Origin of the sequence: Roseicyclus sediminis, assembly GCF_025515305.1 — a bacterium.
GTDB classification, from domain to species: Bacteria; Pseudomonadota; Alphaproteobacteria; order Rhodobacterales; family Rhodobacteraceae; genus Roseibacterium; species Roseibacterium sediminis.
In genome coordinates this window covers 32,358-50,428 of record NZ_JAOPHT010000013.1, presented here as the reverse complement: position 1 = coordinate 50,428, position 18,071 = coordinate 32,358, and the positions used below count along the sequence as shown (strand labels likewise).

Below are 18,071 nucleotides of genomic sequence, written 5' to 3'. Positions count from 1 at the left end.
ACCTTTGACGGGAGATCGAGAGGGCCGGATCATGGTCGGGCGTGCGGACGATGGCGGGGCAGGCGACATGACTGAGGGGGCGGCGGAAACCGACGAGGCGGCGGCCGAGGCGCGGCTGGCCGAGCTTGCGCTCCTGATCGCAGAGGCCGACCGCGCCTATCACCAGGCCGATGCGCCGGTGATGGCGGATGCCGACTACGACGCGCTGAAACGCGAGAACGCCGCACTCGAGGCACGGTTTCCCCACCTCAAGCGCGAAGACAGTCCCAGCGAGCAGGTCGGCGCCGCCCCGGCGGAAGGCTTCGCGAAGGTCAGCCATTCGCAACGGATGATGTCGCTGGCCAATGCCTTCGACGAAACCGACGTGACCGATTTCGTCGCCGGCATCCGCCGCTACCTCGGGCTAAGCGACGACGCCGCGCTTGCCTTCACCGCCGAACCGAAGATCGACGGCCTGTCCTTGTCGCTGCGCTACGAGGGCGGTCGGCTCGTCACCGCGGCGACGCGCGGCGACGGGGCGGTGGGCGAGAACGTGACGGCCAATGCCCGCACCATCGCCGACATCCCGCAGGAGATCCCCGGCGCGCCGGACGTCCTGGAGGTCCGCGGCGAGGTCTACATGAGCCATGCCGACTTCGAGGCGCTGAACCGACGGCAGGCGGAGGCGGGAGGCAAGACCTTCGCCAATCCACGGAATGCCGCCGCGGGCTCGCTCCGCCAGCTCGACGCCGAAATCACCCGTTCGCGGCCGCTGCGGTTCTTCGCCTACGGCTGGGGCGAGGTTTCCGAGGCGCTGGCCGATGGCCAGATGGCGGCGCTGGACCGCCTCGGAACCTACGGGTTCGCCATCAACCCCGAGACCCGCCGCTGCGCAAGCGTGGGCGAGATGCTGGCGCGCTACGCCGAGATCGAACAGGCGCGCGCGACGCTCGGCTACGATATCGACGGCGTGGTCTACAAGGTGGACGACCTGGCGCTCCAGGCGCGGCTCGGCTTCCGCTCCACCACGCCGCGCTGGGCCATCGCGCACAAGTTCCCCGCCGAGCTCGCCTGGACAAGGCTTCTGTCGATCGACATCCAGGTCGGGCGCACCGGCGCGCTTTCGCCCGTGGCGCGGCTGCAGCCGGTGACGGTGGGCGGTGTCGTCGTTTCGAACGCCACGCTCCACAACGAGGATTACATCGCCGGCCGCGACGCGCGCGGCAACCCGATCCGGGGCGGCAAGGATATCCGCGTGGGCGACTGGGTGCAGGTCTATCGCGCGGGCGACGTAATTCCGAAGGTGGCCGATGTCGACCTCACGCAGCGGCCCGGGGGGGCGGAGCCCTACGTCTTCCCGACGTCCTGTCCCGAATGCGGCTCGGACGCCGTGCGGGAGGAGGGAGACAGCGTCCGCCGCTGCACGGGCGGTCTCATCTGCCCGGCGCAGGCCGTTGAAAAGCTGAAGCATTTCGTCTCCCGGGCCGCGTTCGACATTGACGGGCTGGGCGCGAGGCAGGTGGAGGCCTTCCACGCCGACGGCTGGGTGAAGGAACCCGCCGATATCTTCGAACTGAAAGAGAAATACGGGTCCGGGTTGCAGCAGCTCAAGAATCGCGAGGGCTGGGGCGAGAAATCGGCACAGAACCTCTTCGACGCGATCGACGAGCGGCGGCGCATCCCGCTCGGCCGGGTGATCTTCGCGCTCGGCATCCGCCATGTGGGCGAGGTCGCGGCAGCGGATCTCGCGCGCCATTTCGGCAGCTGGGACGCCTTCATCAGCACCGTCGACCGCGCCGCCCTCGAGCCCGCTGCCAAGGCCGCCGACGCGAAGGCCCGCAAGGCCACGCTGGCCGAAAGCCCGGCCTGGTCCGAGATCACCGCCATCGACGGGATCGGCGACGCCGTCGCGCTCGCGTTGACCACGACCCTGGAACAGCCGGCCGAGCGCGCCTCGATCGACCGGCTGATCGACCACCTGGAGATCGAGCCGCCGCCCGCCCGCGCGACCGAGGGCAGTCCGGTCGCAGGCAAGACCGTCGTTTTCACCGGCACGCTGGAAAAGATGACGCGGGCCGAGGCCAAGGCGAGGGCCGAAGGGCTTGGCGCGAAGGTTTCCGGCAGCGTCAGCGCGAAGACGGATCTCCTGGTGGCGGGGCCCGGCGCCGGGTCGAAAGCGAAGAAGGCCGAGGAACTCGGCATCGAGACGATCGATGAGGATGCGTGGCTCGCGCTGATCGGGGATGGCTGAAAAAGGCCGCCCCCCGATCCTGTTCCCGCTGTTTGCCGGGCTGGAAACGCTCGACGGCGTCGGCCCCAAGATCGCGCGGAACTTCGCGGGGCTCGACGTGAGCACGCCCAAGGACCTGCTTCTGACACTCCCCTCGGGCGGGATCGACCGCACGCGGAAGGCGTCGATCCGCGAAGCGCAGGTGCCCGGCACGGTGACGGTCGAGGTCACGGTGGGCCGTCATCGCCCGTCGGCGGGCCGCGGCCCCTACCGGGTGGAGGTGGACGACGCGGAGACGCGCTTCGAGCTCGTGTTCTTCCACGCCCGCGGCGATTATCTGCAGAAACTCCTGCCCACGGGCGCGCGGCGGATCGTGTCGGGCAAGTTGGAACTGTTCGACAGCGTGGCGCAGATGGTCCATCCCGACCACATCCTGCCGCCCGAGGAGGCCGGCACGCTGCCCGCGTTCGAGCCGGTCTACCCGCTGACGGCCGGGATCACGAACAAGGTCATGCACAAGGCGGCCCAATCGGCGCTGACCCGCGTGCCGGAATTGCCCGAATGGATCGATGGGGAACTCAAGCGGCAGAAGGGCTGGCCGGACTGGCACGAGGCGCTGGCCGCCGCGCACAATCCGCAGGGGGCCGAAGACCTCTCGCGCTCGGCCAAGGCGCGGGAAAGGCTGGCTTTCGACGAGCTGTTCGCCCACCAGATGACGCTGGCGCTGGCCCGCGCCACGCGGCGGCGACAGAAGGGATTCTCGACGAGCGGCGACGGAGGTTTGCGGCAGAAGGTGCTGGACGCGCTGCCTTTTTCGCCCACGGGCGCGCAGCTTCGCGCGATATCGGAGATCGAGGCCGACATGGCCGCGCCGACGCGAATGAGCCGGCTTTTGCAGGGCGACGTGGGCGCGGGCAAGACGCTCGTCGCGCTCATGACGCTGCTGATCGCGGTGGAGGCGGGCGGCCAGGGCGTCATGATGGCGCCGACCTCGATCCTCGCGGGGCAGCATTACGCCAATCTCCGGCCCATGGCCGAGGAGGCGGGCGTGGTGATCGAGATGCTGACGGGCGCCGACAAGGGGGCCGAACGCGCCGCGAAACTGCGGGCGCTCGCGGCCGGCGACATCCAGATTCTCGTGGGCACCCATGCCGTTTTCCAGGACGACGTGACCTTCGCCGACCTCAGGCTCGCCATCGTCGACGAGCAGCACAGGTTCGGCGTGGCCGAACGCGTGCGGCTCTCGGCCAAGGGCATGGCGACCGATGTCCTCGTGATGACCGCGACGCCGATCCCGCGCACGCTCAGCCTTGCGCAATACGGCGACATGGACGTGAGCGTGCTGGACGAAAAGCCGCCCGGGCGGCAACCGGTGACGACGGCGCTGGTGTCCACGGGACGCATCGCCGAGGTCGTGGCCCATCTCAGGCAGGCCATCGGCGAGGGACGGCAGGCCTACTGGGTCTGCCCGCTGGTCGAGGAATCGGAGGTGACCGATGCCGCCGCGGCGGAGGAGCGTTTCGCGCACCTGCGCGCCGAACTGGGGGAGGGGGTGGTCGCGCTGGTCCATGGCCGCCTTCCGCCATCCGAGAAGGACGCGGTCATGGCGCGCTTCCAGGCGGGAGAGACGCGCGTTCTCGTGGCGACCACGGTGATCGAAGTCGGGGTCGACGTGCCGAACGCCTCGATCATGGTCATCGAGGAGGCCGACCGTTTCGGCCTCGCGCAGCTTCACCAGTTGCGCGGGCGCGTGGGCCGGGGGGCGGCGGCCTCGACCTGCCTTCTGCTCTACCGCTCGCCGCTCGGCGAGACGGCGAAGCGCCGGCTCATGGTCCTGCGCGAGACGGAGGACGGGTTCCGCATCGCCGAGGAGGATCTCGCGATTCGCGGCGCGGGTGACCTGATCGGAACGGCGCAGTCGGGTCTGCCACGCTTCCGGATCGCGGACCTCGAGCTTCAGACCCCGCTCATGGCGTTGGCGCAATCCGGGGCACGGGCGCTTCTGGCGCGCGATGCGACGCTGGAAAGCCAGCAGGGCAAGGCCGCGCGGGCGCTTCTGTGGCTGATGGAACAGGACAAGGCGATCGGTTTGATCCGCGCAGGCTAGGGCGCGCGACACGGTTTGTTCACGAATGTTCCCAAAAAGTTCTCGACAGGTCGCTCCGTTTGTGAGAACAAAGGGGCAACAAGTCGACAGGAGACGCCAAAATGATCGCACGCATCGCCGACATTCTCACTGCCTCGCGCGCAACCCTGGCCGCCGACGCGTTCGGCGTCGCGGCGATCGCGGCAATGACGCTGGCGCTTCTGCATCTGCCAGCCCTCGTCTGACCACCCGTTTCTGCCTGCGGTCCGATCGGATACACGGGCGCGCCTTCCTGCCCCCGGCCCCGGGGGCCCTGTCCCGGGCGCGACCGATCTGCCTCGCCCCGCCGTCGCCAGCGGCGGGGACCCGATCGACGGACACGCTGACTGCCGCCGCCATCCCGCCCCGGATGAGCGGCGGTTTTTTTTGGGTGCGCCTTCAATCGGGCCGGTAGGCCAGGCGCAATCCGCCCCAGTGACGCCCGCCCACCATGATCGGCGCCGAGAGATCCTTCATCAGCACGCTCTGCCCGCCGCCCATGTCGCGGCGATAGACCTGCAGAAGAAAGGGCGCCGTGCTGCGCCCGGCCTTCAGCCCGACGCGGTCGTCGAAGATGCGCCGGTTCCGGCAATGGGCGGCGTTCCAGACCGGATCGCCGGAGGGCTGCTGCGAAAACTTCGCGTTGTGCGTCGGCAGATACCCGTTCCGGTCGACAGCGGCGCAGAAGACGATCCGTGCGTCGAGCGACAACACGGGCTCCTGGATCGGCGGAAGCACACGGTCGGTGAAGGCCGAGAACCGCGTCATGACCTGTTGCGGCTCGCTGCCTTGAACGGGGCGATAGGAGGTATCGAATAGATCCTCCTCGGTGATCGCGCCCGAGGAGAGCGCCTTTGCGAAGACCTCGGCGATGCGGTGGGCGCGATCCTGCACGATGGCGATCATCGGCCCGTCATCGGAGGTTCCGCCAAGCGCGGCATTGGCCTGTACCAGTTCCTCGGCAAGGTCGATCAGTCCCTCGACCCGGGTCTGCCCGTCATGCAGCTGTTCGCCGGTTTCCGTGATGCCTTGTGCGAGTTGGTCGAGAACAGGACGGAAGGCATCGTTGGCGGCGGTCAGGGCGGCGAGGTCGCGGGCGAGGCGCTGCACGCCTTCCTGCGTGCTCCCGAGATGGCCGCCGATGGCCGTCAGGGCGGTGTCGGTGCTGCGCCCCGAATCCAGCACGCGGCCCGCGTCGGCGACGATCCCGGCCGATTCCCCGCCGATCGCAGAGACGGCCGCGGCGAAGTCCGAGACCTCCGTCGAGATGCCCTTCGTCACCTGCGCGGTCTGGCCGGCAAGTTCGCTGATCGCCTCGGCGACGACGGCGAAGCCACGGCCGTTGTCGCCCGCGCGCGCGGCCTCGATCCGGGCGTTGATGGCGAGGATGCCGACCTCGCGCGCGATGTCGTCGATGCGCGCGGTGCTGGCCTCCACCGCGCCGAGCCGCGCCTCGAGGGCGGCGATGCGCGCGCCGAGCCCTTCGACCCATTCGGCCACCCGGCGGCTGTGGCCGGCCGCGTCGCGCACGGCCTGCATGCTCTCGCCCGCGTGGCGCACGGAATCCTCCGTCGCCCCGGCGACGCCGGCCACCGCCTCCGACGCGGTGGCGAGGGCGGCGTCGATGCCGGAGGCGCCCGCACGCAGGTCCCCGAGGCCCGCGCGCACATTGTCGGATTGCTGGTCCAGCGCCTTGAGGAGGGCCGCGACGTCCACGATCTCGAAGCCGAGAGTATTCAGCCCGCGCCCGAGCGTTCCGCGCGCCGCGTCGAGACCGGGATCCGGCACCGCACGAGGGGCGTCATGGACCTGTTCCAACGCGTGCTGCATGCCACCTCCGTTTCGGGACAGGCTGCAGAATACGGGAAAGACGGTTCCGAAAGGGTTAAATGCTCAGGCGCAGGCGGCGCGTTCCGCTTCGGCCATCGCCTCGGCCGTGGCCTCGAGCGCCAGCAGGATCGAGGCGTGCCGGTTGCGGTAGTCGCGCGCCGGTTCCAGCACCTCGTAGCCCTCGAAGGGAGGGCCGGGCGGCGGCGCGCCCTCCTTCAGCATGGCGCGCAGCTGGTCGCGCGCGGCCTCGATCTCGGCCCGGCTCCGGCCGATCGCGTGGCGCCCCAGAAGTGCGGCGGAGGCCTGGCCGAGGGCGCAGGCCTTCACGTCCTGGGCAAAACGGCTGATGCGGCCGTCCTCGACGTCGAGATCGACGCTGACGGTCGAGCCGCAGAGCGGCGCGCGCTTGCGGATGCTGGCCTGCGGCCCCTCCAGCCGCCCGCGATGCGGGATATCCGCCGCGAGCGCGAGGATGCGCTGCGAGTACAGTTTCACGAGGTCGTTGTCGGTCGTCATGGCCCGTGCCGTCCTGCCGGTTTGCCTTTCGGTCACAGCGCTTATAGTTAGCGGCTCGTGTCCCGATTGCAACGAGGTGCGGCATGGACGACGCCCCCAGCTTCGACGTTGAAAGCCTGCGTTACGACGCGGCGGGCCTTATCCCCTGCATCGCGCAGGAGGCGGAGACGGGCGAGGTCCTGATGTTGGCCTGGATGAACGCCGAGGCCGTGGCGCGGACGCTTGAGACGGGGCGGGTGACCTACTGGTCGCGGTCCCGCGCGGCGTTCTGGGTCAAGGGCGAGACCTCGGGGCATGTGCAGGAGCTTGTCGACCTGCGCGTCGATTGCGACCGCGACTGCCTGCTGGCGCTGGTGCGGCAGACGGGGCCCGCCTGTCACACGAACCGTCGGGTGTGTTTCTACACGGCGATCCGGGACGGGGCGGAAGTTGAGCTGATGGCGCCCGTGCCCTGACGAACGGCGCCGCGCGGGGCATCGAGCCCCGCATGGCGCCGGCGCGTTCCGCGCCTGCGTATTTTCGGAAAGATGAAGGAGCGGGTCAGGGAAGTCCGAGCCCGCGGCGAATGTCCTGCGGCGTGACGCCTTCCGCGCGAAAGGTCGAGATGGCGCGGGCGTCGTCGCGCTTGGCCAGGCGCTTGCCCGCCTCGTCGCGGATCAGGCGGTGGTGGTGGTATATGGGGGTCGGCAGGCCGAGGAGGCGTTGCAGGATCACGTGGATCGCGGTGGCGTCGAAGAGATCCTCGCCGCGGGTGACGTGGGTGATGCCCTGGGCCGCGTCGTCGATCACGACCGCAAGGTGGTAAGACGTGCCCATGTCGCGCCGCGCCAGCACCACGTCGCCGATGGTCTGCTCCAGCGCCGCCGCCGTGACGGCGATGGCGCCGCGCGGGTGGCCCGGGCCGTCACCTTCCTCGACGAAACCGGCGAGGGGTGCGTCGGACCAAGCGGCGTCCCCATGTCCGGCATCGGCGAGGGATCGGCAGGCCAGGCCCATGTCCAGCCTGAGCGCGGTGTCCCCGGGACGCGGTCCCGACCGGTCGGACCGGTCGCGGCAGGTGCCGGGGTAGACGATCCCGTCGGGACCCGTCAGCGGCGCGCCGTCCTGCGGGGCGGACGCGGCGGCGAGGATGTCGCGGCGGTTGCAGCCGCAGGGGTAGAGGAGCCCGCGCGCCCAGAGCGTATCGAGGGCCGAGCCATAGGCCGCCATCCGGTCGGACTGGCGCATCACCGGTGTCTCCCAGGTGAGGCCGAGCCAGGCGAGGTCCTCGAAGATCAGGGCCTCCCACGCGGGTTTCGAACGCTCCCGGTCGATATCCTCGATCCGAAGGAGGAACGCGCCGACCTCTCCCCGCGCCATGTCATGGGCGAGGATCGCGGAAAAGGCGTGGCCGAGATGCAGGGGGCCCGTGGGCGAGGGCGCGAAGCGGGTGCGGATCATGCGCCCCTAACGTTTGCGCAGGACATAGACGGTCGAGCCCATGTCCTTGGCGCTGAGATGGGGGCCGTAGCTTTCGGAGACGATCTCGACCGTGGTGGCGACGGCCTCGGCCAGCGCGTCGGTATAGCGGGGATCGGCCAGCGTGGCGTCGTTGTAGCTGAGCGCGAAGAGCCCGCCGGGGCCGAGCGCCGACAGCAGCTGCCCGAGCGTTTCGGGCGGCGCGGCGCCGAGACTGACGACGCCCGTCGCTGTGATGGCGGCATAGCCGGGCGCGGGGCGCGCGCCGGGCTCGGTCACGCGGAGGTCGCGGTAGAGGCCGCGCGCGCGGGCGACCTCGACCATCTCGGCGGTGATGTCGACGCCGTCGATCGTGGTGAAGCCTTGCGCCGCGAGCGCCTGTCCGGACAGCCCGGTGCCGCAGCCGAAATCGAGGATCGGCGCGGTCCTGTCGGGGCTGGCGGCAGCGAGCGCGGCGGCAAGGCGGGCCGGCGTCTCGTAGCCGGCACCGGTGACGTCGGCATCGTATTTGTCGGCCCACTCCGCGTAGATCGCGCGGGTTTCCTCCACGCTGCGGGGCTTCCAGAGCCGGGCGTCGAGCGCATCGGTCGGTTTGTCGGTCATGAAGGGAGGCTAACGCGCGGGCCGGCCGTGCGTCCAGATCATTCGGCCGCCGCGGCGGGACGTCCGAGCCACTCGTCCCAGGCGGCCTTGGCCCGGTCGGTATAGGCCTTGTAGCGGTCGCGGCGCCCGCGTCGGCCCGCCTTCAGTCCCTCGACGGGCGGGAAGAGGCCGAAATTCACGTTCATCGGCTGGAAGGTCTTCGCGTCCGCGCCGCCGGTTATGTGGTGGACGAGCGCGCCCATGGCCGTCGTCGGGGGCACGGGGGGCAGGGTGTGGCCGAGGATTTCGGCGGCGGCCATGCGGCCCGCCAGAAGGCCCATGGCGGCGGATTCCACGTAGCCCTCGACGCCGGTGATCTGACCGGCGAAGCGGATATGCGGCCTGGAGCGCAGGCGCATCTGGTCGTCGAGCAGGGTCGGCGAATTGATGAAGGTGTTGCGGTGGATGCCGCCGAGACGCGCGAAGGATGCATCGTGGAGGCCCGGAATCATCCTGAAAACATCGGTTTGCGCGCCGTACTTCATCTTGGTCTGGAAGCCCACGATGTTGTAGAGCGTGCCGAGCGCGTTGTCGCGGCGAAGCTGGACGACGGCCCATGGCTTCACGTCCGGCTGGTGCGGGTTCGTCAGGCCAACGGGCTTCATCGGACCGTGGCGCAGCGTTTCGCGGCCGCGTTCGGCCATGACCTCGATGGGAAGGCAGCCGTCGAAATAGCCCGCCGTCTCGCCGTCCTTGAACTCGGTCTTCTCGGCGGCCAGGAGCGCGTCGATGAAGGCTTCGTATTCGGCCTTCGTCATGGGGCAGTTGATGTAGGCCTTCTGTTCCGCCTCGGTCTCGCCCTTGTCGTAGCGCGACTGTTCCCAGGCGACCGACATGTCGATCGTCTCGGCATAGACGATGGGGGCTATGGCGTCGAAGAAGGCGAGGCTGTCCTGTCCCGTCTCGGCGGCGATCGCCTCGGCCAGCCGACCGGAGGTGAGCGGCCCGGTGGCGATGATCCAGTCGCCGTCCACGGGAAGTTCGGTGATCTCGCCGGGCTCGACGCGCACGTTGGGATGGGCGCGCAGCCGGGCGGTGACGGCCTCGGCGAAGGGATCACGGTCGACGGCCAGCGCACCGCCGGCGGGCAGGCGGTGGCGGTCGGCCATCTCCATGATGATCCCGCCGGCCTGGCGCATTTCCCAGTGCAGGAGGCCCACGGCATTCTGCTCGTCGTCGTCCGACCGGAACGAGTTGGAGCAGACCATTTCCGCAAGGCTGCCGGTCCGGTGGGCGAAGGTGCCGACCGTGGGCCGCATCTCGTGCAGGACGACCTGCACGCCGAGGTTCGCCGCCTGCCAGGCGGCCTCCGAGCCGGCCATGCCGCCGCCCACGATGTGAAGTTCGCGCGTCATGGTCGCCGTGATACGGCGCGCGGGCCGGGTGCTCAAGGGTCGGGTGCCGAAGAGGGCGGGCGCTCGAGGGGCCGGGGCCGGGCGGTGTCAGACGGGGTCGATATCCGGCGTGCCCGGCCGCGGCGCGTGGCTGCGTGCCGTGATCGGCGCCAGCGCGCCGCCGGTCTGCCCGTCCCGCGGCCTGGTGCGCGGAATGCGGCGCAGGTCCAGCGGGCCGGGCGCGATCCGGCGCGCGCTGCAACCATCGCAGCTGTAGGTCAGCATGAGCGCCGCAACGAGTGCCATGTCCCGCCAGAAGGCGCCCAGCACCTCGGTGCCGCCGACGCTGATGAGTTCGACGTAACTCGCGTAGAAGGTGATGAGGCCCAGAAGCAGCGCGGCGATCCGGGTATGGGTTCCGAGCATGACCATAACGCCCAGCAGGAACACCAGGCTTCCGCCGACGATTTCCGCCAACCGCCCGGGCAGGAAGGAGGAAAACAGCGCGGAGATATCGGCACCGGGAATCGAACCCGCGGCGGCGGCGATGAAATGGGAAGCGATCAGCATGCGCATCGTGGTCTGCGCGGCAAAGCTCAACGTCACCTTCTGCGAGTTGGCAGTCTGCATGGGGCGTGGATCCGATTCGTTCGTTGCAGGGCTCGCCTGCAGCGAACGGGTCGCGGCGGGCATGGTCCGGAACCTGCCCGCGCAAACCGACTCCAATTGGGACGGTTTGCGCCAAAATGCGGATTTATCGGTGTCACCGACGCCTTAATCCGCCGTAATCGTTAACGAAACCGCCGCGGCCGTCACAAGGGCCGCGGGCGGCTTCGATAGGTCTCAGCCCTCGCCGGGCGCCTCCGGGGAAGGTTCTGCCTCGTCGGTTTCGCCCTGGTCGGCGATCCAGGCGACCGAGACGACCTCTTCGCCGCGGCCGGTGTCGAACACCTTGACCCCGCCGGCCGAGCGTGACCGGAACGAGATCCCGTCGACCGGCACGCGGATCGACTGGCCCGTGGAGGTCGCCAGCATGATCTGGTCGCCGCTCTCGACCGGGAAACAGGCCACCAGCGGGCCGCCACGCATGGCCTTGTCCATCGCCACGACGCCCTGGCCGCCGCGACCGCGCACCGGGTAGTCGTGGCTGGACGAAAGCTTGCCCGACCCGTTCGCGGTGATGGTGAGGATGAGGTCCTCGGCCGCCGACATCTCGGCATACCGCTCGGGCGAGAGCTGACCCTCGGCCACGGCTTCCTCCTCGTCGGTGTCGATTTCCTCCTCGGGGGCGCCCGCCATGAGGCGACGCTGCTTGAGGTAGGCGGCGCGTTCCTGGGGATCGGCCTCGAAATGGCGGATCACGGCCATCGAGACGACGCGGTCATTGCCGGCAAGGCGGATGCCCCGCACACCGGTCGAATCGCGGCCCTTGAAGACGCGCACGTCGGTCGTGGGGAAGCGGATGGCGCGGCCGCCCGCGGTCACCAGCATCACGTCATCGGCCTCCGAGCAGATGCGCGCGTTCACCAGGCTGACCGATCCGTCCTCGGGCAGGCGCATGGCGATCTTGCCGTTGCGCATGACGTTGGTGAAATCGGAAAGCGCGTTGCGCCGCACCTCGCCCTCGGAGGTGGCGAAGACGATCTGCAGTTCGTCCCAGTGATCCTCGTCCCGATCGACGGGCATGACGGCGGCGATGCCGGTGCCGGTGTCGATGGGCAGGATGTTGACGATGGCCTTGCCGCGCGACGCCCGCGAGCCCAGCGGCAGGCGCCAAGTCTTCAGCTTGTAGACCATGCCCGACGTCGTGAAGACCAGAAGCGGCGTATGCGTGTTGGCCACGAAGAGCGACGTGACCACGTCGTCCTCCTTCAGCGCGCCGCCCGAAAGCCCCTTTCCGCCCCGGCGCTGCGCCCGGAAATCGGCAAGCGGCGTGCGCTTGATGTAACCGCCCTGAGTGATCGTGACGACCATGTCCTCGCGCTCGATCAGGTCCTCGTCTTCCATGTCGCCGGACCACTCGGTGATCTCGGTGCGGCGCGGAACGGCGAATTTCTCGCGCACCTCGGCCAGTTCGTCGGAGATGATCTGCAAGATACGCTCGCGGCTGGCGAGGATGGCGAGGTAGTCCTTGATCTTCTCGGCCAGCTCTTCCAGCTCGTCCGTGACTTCCTTCACGCCCAGCTGCGTCAGGCGCTGCAGCCGCAGATCGAGGATCGCGCGGGCCTGCGTCTCGGAGAGATTGTAGGTCCCGTCGTCGTTGGCCTTGTGGGACGGATCGTCGATCAGCTTGATGAACGGCAGGATCTCCTCGGCGGGCCAGCGCCGCGTCATCAGCTTTTCGCGCGCTTCCCCAGCGTCGGCCGAGGCCCGGATGGTCCGCACCACCTCGTCCACGTTCGAGACCGCGACGGCCAAGCCGCAGAGCACGTGCGCCCGGTCACGGGCCTTGTTCAGCTCGAAGGCGGTGCGGCGTGCCACCACCTCCTCGCGGAAGTCGAGGAACGCGGTGAGAAAGCCGCGCAACGTGAGTTGCTCGGGCTTGCCGCCGTTCAGGGCCAGCATGTTGCAGCCGAAACTCGTCTGCATCTGGGTGAAGCGGAACAGCTGGTTCAGCACCACCTCCGGCGTCGCGTCTCGCTTGAGCTCGATCACCACGCGGACGCCGACGCGGTCGCTTTCGTCCGCCACGCCCGAAATGCCCTCGAGCTTCTTCTCGCGCACGAGGTCGGCGATCCGCTCGATCATCGAGGCCTTGTTCACCTGGTAGGGGATCTCGTCGACGACGATGGCGTAGCGGTCCTTGCGCACCTCCTCCACGTGGGTCCTGGCGCGGATGACCACGCTGCCGCGCCCCTCGAGATAGGCCTTGCGGGCGCCGGACCGGCCGAGGATCAGCGCGCCGGTGGGGAAATCGGGGGCGGGGACATACTCGATCAGCTGTTCGGACGACAGGTCCGGGTCCTTGATCAGCGCCTGGCAGGCGTCGATGACCTCGCCGAGGTTGTGCGGCGGGATGTTCGTGGCCATGCCGACGGCGATGCCGCCCGCGCCGTTGACCAGCATGTTGGGAAAGCGCGCGGGGAGGACCGTCGGCTCCTGCTGCTTGCCGTCGTAGTTGTCCTGGAAATCGACCGTGTCCTTGTCGATGTCGGCCAGCATGTAGGCGGCGGGCGGCGCCATCCGCACCTCGGTGTAGCGCATGGCCGCGGGGTTGTCCCCGTCCATGGATCCGAAGTTGCCCTGGCCGTCGAGCAGGGGCAGCGACATCGAGAAGCTCTGCGCCATCCGAACCAGCGCGTCGTAGATCGCGCTGTCCCCGTGCGGGTGGTACTGGCCCATGACGTCGCCCACGGGGCGTGCCGACTTGCGGTAGGCCTTCTCGTGCGTGTTCCCGGTCTCGTGCATGGCGAACAGGATGCGTCGGTGCACGGGTTTCAGTCCGTCGCGCAGGTCCGGAATCGCGCGGGAGATGATCACGCTCATCGCGTAGTCGATGAAGGAAGCCTTCATCTCCGCCGCGATATCGATCGTCGGCCCCGAGTAGGACGGCGGGCCGGGCGGCGTTTCGTCCATGTTTTCAGGAGGTTCTGGCGTGTCGGTCAATGGCTCGGCCCCGGGTCGTCAGAGTGTCTATATCTTGTTGGGCCACAGTATACGGACGCGGGATATGGTGTGCAATGGCTGCGGGCCACATGACTTGGCAGCCGCGCGGACAGAGTGCCAATATACTGTTTTCGTTGATTTTTAGAGAATCGGTGGCACTCTTGTAGCAGGAAGGGGCAACGCAAGAGGTGCCGCATGGGCAAGAGCGAGACCGAGCTGATGCTGAAGGGCTACGGGCTGACCACCGCCGAGATGGTCTACCGGATGCCGGACTACCGCAACGTTCTCAATACCTTCGTCTGGCAGGACTACGACCTGGCGCCGGATTACCCGAAGCTCTTCGGATTCATCGAGTTCTGGCAGGAGAAGATCGAGGGGCCGCTGCACTCGGTGCGCTTCGTGCATCGCAAGATGATCAGCCCGGGAGAATGGCGGAACGTGACGGGGACCTTCAGCTACCACTGACGCGGCAGGGCGGTATCACCGGCGAAACCGGGCCGGAAATTCCGGCCTGTCCCGCGCGCGCTCACGCAGTGCGGGGCCGGGTCGCCGCGATGATCCAGATGCCCGCCAGCACGAGGCAGGCGATCCCGTTCCACGACGCCATGGACAGGCCGAACATTTCCCAGGCGACCTGGTCGCACATGACGATCCCGCCGCCCACGTCGGGGTTGAGGAGGTCGGACATGTCCATCGACCCCAGATCCCCGCCGCCGCCCGTGCAACTCGTCGGTCCCTCCCACCAGTCGCGTTCCACCCCGGTGTGATAGAGCGCGATGCCGGCGTTCCCGAGCATCGTCAGACCACCGAACCACGCCAGCGCCGCCGCCGGAACGACCGCGCCCACCGCGCCGATCACCACCGCCGCCGCGTGCGGCCAGCGCTGCCACAGACACATCGCGCAGGGCGCCAGCCCACCGATATACTGGAACGCGAAGGCCGCGAGCAGCATGGAGGCCGAGCCCAGTCCGGCAAGGATCATCAGGTTGCGACGGGTCAGCATCGGGTTTCCCTCAGGGGGTCATCACAGGGATGGTGTCCAAGAAACGCGCGTAGGTTGCAAGGCCTGACGGAGAGGCCCGCTCAAACCCCGATCCACCCCGCGATCAGGCGTACGAGGCTCGCCCCGGCGAACACCAGCGACGCGATCCATGCCGTGCCGAGCAGGGCGCCCAGAATGACCAGGATGCCATCACGCTGCAGCAGGCCCATGGAGACGATCACGACGGCGATGCCCGGCACGGTGTTGGTGCCGGGAAGCGGGACGAGGATCGACGCGCTGAACACCACCAGCGCCAGGCCCACGACACGGTCGAGCGGCGTTCGGGTCATCGCCGCAAGCCGCGGGCGGCTGACGGCCTCGATGCGCCGCAGCCACGGCTCCGCGCGCCGGGCCAGGTTGCGAAGGGCGTCCTGCGTCACGGTTCGCGCCCCCAGTTTCCGGGGCAGCCACGGCACGTCTCGCCCCAGCAGCATCTGCACCGAGATGAACATGAGCGGCAGGGCGACGATCTGGGGGATGCCGTAGAGGAACGGGATGCAGCAGGGCAGGGCAAGCACCAGAAGAAACAGGCCGAAAGCGCGTTCGTGGAGCTGCTCCAGGACCCAATCGAGGGTGACTGTTTCGCTCTCGGCGTCTTCCGCCAGCTTGCTGAGCCGCCGGGAAATCGTCACGGCCTCGTTGGACTGCGCCATCGTGCGGGTGTCTCCTGAGCGCACAGGGCGCATGCTTGGTTCCGTGCCCCGCCTAGCAAATGAAACCCGCCCATGCCAGCGGCCCTTCGACACCGGGGGCCGCAATCCCGCCGAATGGCCGAATTGCATGTTGCGGTCGGCCTTGTTTCTCGTGGCCTGGTCGCGCGTCCGGGTTCGGGCGCCGACATCCGGGCACGGTTCCCACAGCGCACAAAAAACGGGTGACAGTCGCAGGGCCTTGGTTAAGGATGATGCGCGGAACGCACGCCGCCGGACTGCGGCACCCGTTCGAAAAACAGTACAAATCGTGCGGGCCAACCGGCGCAGACATGACGCTTGGAGGCCCACAGGGAGGAAAGACATGACGAACACGTTCAAGCCGGTGGCGCTCGCCGCCGCGGTCGCGGCCGCGACGCTGGCCGTCGGAACCGGGGCCGCAAGCGCCCAGGCCGAGGTCACGCTCCGTTGCCAGCACTTCCTGTCGCCGATGGGCTCGGTCCCGCGCTTCTTCATCGTGCCCTGGGCCGAGAAGATCGAGGCCGACTCGGGTGGCCGCATCGACGTCGAGATCTATCCGGCGATGCAGCTCGGCGGCGCGCCGCCGGCGCTCTACGACCAGATCCGCGACGGCGTGATCGACTGCGGCTGGACCATTCCCGCCTACACGCCCGGACGTTTCCCCGAGGCCGAGGCGTTCGAACTTCCGTTCATGACCTCGATGTCGGCCGAAGCGTCGAGCCGCGCGGCCTGGGACTACACGCAGGAGCACCTGCAGGAGCGTTTCAACGACATCCATCTCATCGCCGTGCACGTCCACGGGCCGGGCGTGATCCACACCACCAACGCGCCGATCGAGTCGATCGCCGACTTCGACGGCCTGCAGTTGCGCGGGCCCAGCCGCATGGCCAATGCGCTGCTGGAGGAACTGGGCGCGACGCCGGTCGGCATGCCCGTCCCGGCCTTCCCCGAGGCGCTGAGCCGCGGCACGGTCGATGGTGGCGTGATCCCGTGGGAGGTGGTGCCGGCCCTGCGGGTCGAGGAACTGGCCCAGAACCACACCCAGATCGGCGGGGACCGTGCGCTCTACAACACGTTCTTCATCTGGGGCATGAACCCCGACACCTACAACAGCCTGCCCGAGGACCTGCGCGCCGTGATCGACGCGAACTCCGGTGTCGAGACCTCGGCATGGGCCGGCCGCGCGATGGACGAGGGCGACGACCTCGCCGAGACCGCGATCCGGGAACGGGGCAACACCATCGTGACGCTGAGCGACGACGTGGTGGCCGAACTGCGCGCCGTGGGCGAGGAGGTCACGCAGCGCTGGATCGAGGAGATGAACGGCCTCGGTCTCGACGGGCAACAGCTCGTCGATGATGCTCGTGCGCTCGTGGCGCAATACTCCGACAACTGATCCGGCGGGCCCCGGTCCTCTCACGGGGACCGGGGCCGCCCTGACCGGGGGCGCGATTTGGACAGCCACGGACTTCTCTCCGCGCTTCTGGCGCGCGTCGACGAGACGCGGGCCCAGATCGGCGAGGCATGGCCCTATCACGCAGATCCCGAGACCGGGCAATGGGAAACGGTCGATGACGGCGACTGGTGCGGCGGCCACTGGGTCGAATGCCTGCGCATCGCCGGACGTCTGGAGGGGCGCCCCGAGCTTATCGAGGAGGCGCGCGACCGGACCGAGCGGCTGCGCCCGAAGCTGGAGAAGGACGACCAGTTCCGCGGCCACCGCTTCTACTACTCCGCCGCGCGGCTTCATGCCGAGACCGGCGATGCGCGGCTGCGCACGCTCGCGCTCGCGGCCGCCTATGCGGTGCGCTCGATGGCGATCCCGCAGAACGGCGCCATGCCGATCGGCCACGAGGTGCAGGTGAAGTCCACCACGCTCGCCTCGCGCCGGATCGTGGCCGTCGACAACGTGCACCCGAACCTGCGCCTCGACTTCTGGGCGGGCCCCGAGACGGGCGATCCGGTGTTCGAGGAGGGCGCGAAGCGGATGCTCGACCTCACGATCCGCGACTTCATCCGCGCCGATGGCTCCACCGTCGAGTTCCTCGAATACCACGAGACCGAGGATCGCATCCTGCGCCACTTCACGCTTCTGGGCGTCCACGACGACAGCTGCTGGAGCAGGGGGCAGGCCTGGGCCATCGCGGGGTTCCTCCGCGGCTGGCAGGAATACGGCGAGACGCGCTACCGCGACGCCGCGCGCAGGCTCTGGGGCTACTGGGAGGGGCGCGTGGGCAACGCCGTGCCGCCCTGGGATTTCGACGATCCGGAAGGCCCGCGCGATACCTCGGCCGCCGCAATTGTTGTAGAACAACTTGCGCGCATGGCCGTCAGCGACCCCAATACCGAGGCCCGGGCCTTCACACGGCATCTTGCGCCGATGATCGAGGGTCTGGCAGAACATGTGCGACCGACGGGGCGGCTGGTGGATGGGTGTTTCAATCGCCCCAGGCGCTTCGCCGACCGGTCCGAGTTGATCTGGGGCACCGCCTATCTCCTGATGGCGCTGAGCTACCTGGAAGAGGGAGAGGTGCCGTGTTGATGGTTTCGGAGGGAGCGAGTGGCGCACGGGACCACCCGACGCCCCACCTCCGGTCCGGGCGGAGGGGAGGCCGCCCGGACGCAAATCCCGGCCGGA

16 protein-coding genes are annotated in these 18,071 nt (G+C 68.9%); 7 read left to right on the top strand and 9 right to left on the bottom strand.

Annotated elements, in window-relative coordinates:
- The first annotated feature begins 31 nt into the window (after positions 1 to 31).
- The 3 genes from ligA to N8I71_RS15405 all read left to right on the top strand — a co-directional run bounded on the left by ligA (position 32) and on the right by N8I71_RS15405 (position 4,540).
- Positions 32 to 2,230, top strand: coding sequence for an NAD-dependent DNA ligase LigA (gene ligA / locus N8I71_RS15415; RefSeq protein ID WP_406676109.1), 2,199 nt, complete (start codon positions 32 to 34; stop codon positions 2,228 to 2,230).
- Positions 2,223 to 4,316, top strand: coding sequence for an ATP-dependent DNA helicase RecG (gene recG, locus N8I71_RS15410; RefSeq protein WP_262878902.1), 2,094 nt, complete (start codon positions 2,223 to 2,225; stop codon positions 4,314 to 4,316). The genes ligA and recG overlap by 8 nt, the downstream gene beginning before the upstream one ends.
- A 101-nt stretch (positions 4,317 to 4,417) precedes the next feature.
- Positions 4,418 to 4,540 (top strand): hypothetical protein, encoded by a 123-nt coding sequence (locus N8I71_RS15405; protein ID WP_262878901.1) that lies wholly within the window; start codon positions 4,418 to 4,420, stop codon positions 4,538 to 4,540.
- Between the two features lie 193 nt (positions 4,541 to 4,733).
- On the opposite strand, the gene N8I71_RS15400 is transcribed toward N8I71_RS15405, so the two are convergent.
- Both N8I71_RS15400 and N8I71_RS15395 read right to left on the bottom strand, forming a co-directional pair.
- Positions 4,734 to 6,164, bottom strand: a complete 1,431-nt coding sequence (locus N8I71_RS15400) for a methyl-accepting chemotaxis protein (protein WP_262878900.1) — start codon at positions 6,162 to 6,164, stop codon at positions 4,734 to 4,736.
- Between the two features lie 63 nt (positions 6,165 to 6,227).
- Positions 6,228 to 6,680: an iron-sulfur cluster assembly scaffold protein gene (locus tag N8I71_RS15395; protein ID WP_262878899.1), complete on the bottom strand. Its 453-nt coding sequence runs from the start codon at positions 6,678 to 6,680 to the stop codon at positions 6,228 to 6,230.
- Between the two features lie 83 nt (positions 6,681 to 6,763).
- Here N8I71_RS15395 and hisI point away from each other — a divergent pair, with 83 nt between their 5' ends.
- On the top strand, positions 6,764 to 7,135 hold the full coding sequence (gene hisI, locus N8I71_RS15390) for a phosphoribosyl-AMP cyclohydrolase (RefSeq protein ID WP_262878898.1): 372 nt from the start codon (positions 6,764 to 6,766) through the stop codon (positions 7,133 to 7,135).
- An 85-nt stretch (positions 7,136 to 7,220) separates the two neighbouring features.
- On the opposite strand, the gene gluQRS is transcribed toward hisI, so the two are convergent.
- The 5 genes from gluQRS to gyrA all read right to left on the bottom strand — a co-directional run bounded on the left by gluQRS (position 7,221) and on the right by gyrA (position 13,690).
- On the bottom strand, positions 7,221 to 8,120 hold the full coding sequence (gluQRS, locus tag N8I71_RS15385; RefSeq protein ID WP_262878897.1) for a tRNA glutamyl-Q(34) synthetase GluQRS: 900 nt from the start codon (positions 8,118 to 8,120) through the stop codon (positions 7,221 to 7,223).
- A gap of 6 nt (positions 8,121 to 8,126) precedes the next feature.
- Positions 8,127 to 8,741 carry a class I SAM-dependent DNA methyltransferase gene (locus N8I71_RS15380; RefSeq protein ID WP_262878896.1) on the bottom strand — a complete coding sequence of 205 codons (615 nt, stop codon included), beginning with the start codon at positions 8,739 to 8,741 and terminating at the stop codon, positions 8,127 to 8,129.
- Positions 8,742 to 8,779: 38 nt separating this feature from the next.
- Positions 8,780 to 10,135 carry a methylenetetrahydrofolate--tRNA-(uracil(54)-C(5))-methyltransferase (FADH(2)-oxidizing) TrmFO gene (gene trmFO / locus N8I71_RS15375; RefSeq protein ID WP_262878895.1) on the bottom strand — a complete coding sequence of 452 codons (1,356 nt, stop codon included), beginning with the start codon at positions 10,133 to 10,135 and terminating at the stop codon, positions 8,780 to 8,782.
- 87 nt (positions 10,136 to 10,222) lie between these two features.
- Entirely contained in the window at positions 10,223 to 10,744 is a 522-nt protein-coding gene (locus tag N8I71_RS15370) for a hypothetical protein (protein ID WP_262878894.1), read from the bottom strand.
- A 213-nt stretch (positions 10,745 to 10,957) separates the two neighbouring features.
- A complete protein-coding gene (gene gyrA, locus N8I71_RS15365) occupies positions 10,958 to 13,690 on the bottom strand; it encodes a DNA gyrase subunit A (RefSeq protein ID WP_406676108.1) in 2,733 nt (910 codons plus the stop codon).
- Positions 13,691 to 13,915: 225 nt separating this feature from the next.
- On the opposite strand from gyrA, the gene N8I71_RS15360 reads away from it, so the two are divergent.
- Positions 13,916 to 14,185, top strand: coding sequence for an usg protein (locus N8I71_RS15360; protein ID WP_262878892.1), 270 nt, complete (start codon positions 13,916 to 13,918; stop codon positions 14,183 to 14,185).
- Between the two features lie 61 nt (positions 14,186 to 14,246).
- On the opposite strand, the gene N8I71_RS15355 is transcribed toward N8I71_RS15360, so the two are convergent.
- Both N8I71_RS15355 and N8I71_RS15350 read right to left on the bottom strand, forming a co-directional pair.
- On the bottom strand, positions 14,247 to 14,723 hold the full coding sequence (locus tag N8I71_RS15355) for a disulfide bond formation protein B (RefSeq protein ID WP_262878891.1): 477 nt from the start codon (positions 14,721 to 14,723) through the stop codon (positions 14,247 to 14,249).
- Between the two features lie 80 nt (positions 14,724 to 14,803).
- Positions 14,804 to 15,415 carry an exopolysaccharide biosynthesis protein gene (locus N8I71_RS15350; protein WP_262878890.1) on the bottom strand — a complete coding sequence of 204 codons (612 nt, stop codon included), beginning with the start codon at positions 15,413 to 15,415 and terminating at the stop codon, positions 14,804 to 14,806.
- Positions 15,416 to 15,776: 361 nt separating this feature from the next.
- Between N8I71_RS15350 and N8I71_RS15345 the strand changes: the two genes are divergently transcribed.
- Both N8I71_RS15345 and N8I71_RS15340 read left to right on the top strand, forming a co-directional pair.
- Positions 15,777 to 16,829, top strand: coding sequence for a TRAP transporter substrate-binding protein (locus N8I71_RS15345; protein ID WP_262878889.1), 1,053 nt, complete (start codon positions 15,777 to 15,779; stop codon positions 16,827 to 16,829).
- A 57-nt stretch (positions 16,830 to 16,886) separates the two neighbouring features.
- A complete protein-coding gene (locus N8I71_RS15340; RefSeq protein ID WP_262878888.1) occupies positions 16,887 to 17,975 on the top strand; it encodes a hypothetical protein in 1,089 nt (362 codons plus the stop codon).
- Positions 17,976 to 18,071: the final 96 nt, after the last annotated feature.